The organism is Roseibium sp. MMSF_3544, assembly GCF_030732845.1.
Classification (GTDB): domain Bacteria; phylum Pseudomonadota; class Alphaproteobacteria; order Rhizobiales; family Stappiaceae; genus Roseibium.
In genome coordinates, this window is record NZ_JASHKA010000061.1 from 1 (window position 1) to 1,182 (window position 1,182).

2 protein-coding genes are annotated in these 1,182 nt (G+C 62.5%); both read left to right on the forward strand.

Annotated features, from left to right (window positions below):
• Positions 1–588: carbohydrate ABC transporter permease (locus tag RBB47_RS30960; RefSeq protein WP_305989792.1), on the forward strand; the 588-nt coding region annotated here is incomplete at its 5' end.
• Between the two features lie 10 nt (positions 589–598).
• Positions 599–1,182, forward strand: a 584-nt coding sequence (locus tag RBB47_RS30965) for an ABC transporter ATP-binding protein (protein WP_305989793.1), incomplete at its 3' end; no start/stop codon positions are given.

Consider the following 1,182-nt stretch of genomic DNA (forward strand, 5'->3'; position numbering starts at 1 on the left):
TCCACCGTCATCGGCCTTCTGATCGGCATCCCGGCCGCATGGTCCATGGCCTTCGTGCCCTCAAAGCGCACCAAGGACATTCTCCTGTGGATGCTGTCCACCAAGATGCTTCCGGCCGTCGGCGTGCTTTATCCGATCTATCTTCTGTTCATCGAGCTGGGGCTGTTGGACACACGGGTGGGGCTCACCCTCGTGCTGATGCTGATCAACCTGCCGATCATCATCTGGATGCTCTACACCTACTTCAAGGAGATCCCCGGCGAGATCCTGGAAGCCGCCCGCATGGACGGGGCAACGCTGAAGGAAGAGATCCTCTACATTCTCACGCCCATGGCGATCCCCGGCATTGCCTCCACCTTGCTGCTCAACATCATCCTGGCCTGGAACGAAGCGTTCTGGACCCTGAACCTGACAGCGGCCAAGGCGGCCCCCCTCACGGCGTTCATCGCCAGCTACTCCAGCCCGGAAGGCCTGTTCTACGCCAAGCTGAGCGCCGCCTCGACCATGGCGATCGCCCCCATTCTCATTCTCGGCTGGTTCAGCCAGAAACAGCTTGTACGCGGCCTGACCTTCGGCGCGGTCAAATAGGAGCTTCATCATGGGTCAGATTACCCTCAACCAGATCACCAAGAGCTTCGGCGACGTCCAGGTCATCCCGCCTCTGGACCTTCAGATCAACGACGGCGAGTTTGTCGTCTTCGTCGGACCGTCCGGCTGCGGCAAGTCCACGCTGCTGCGCCTGATCGCGGGCCTGGAGGACGTCTCCACCGGTGTCATCGACATCGACGGCCAGAATGCCACCGAAGTGCCCCCGGCCAAGCGGGGCCTGGCCATGGTGTTCCAGTCCTATGCGCTCTACCCGCACATGTCGGTCAGGAAGAACATCGCCTTTCCCCTCCGGATGGCGGGTCTCGACAAGGCCGAGCAGGACAAGAAGGTGGAAGCTGCCGCCAAGGTGCTGAACCTGACCGACTATCTGGACCGGCGCCCGGGCCAGCTGTCCGGCGGCCAGCGCCAGCGGGTGGCCATCGGCCGCGCCATCGTGCGCGAACCGGCCGCCTTCCTGTTCGACGAACCGCTGTCGAACCTGGATGCGGCGCTGCGCGTCAACATGCGCCTGGAAATCTCCGAACTGCACCAGACCCTTGCCACCACCATGATCTACGTCACCCATGACCAGGT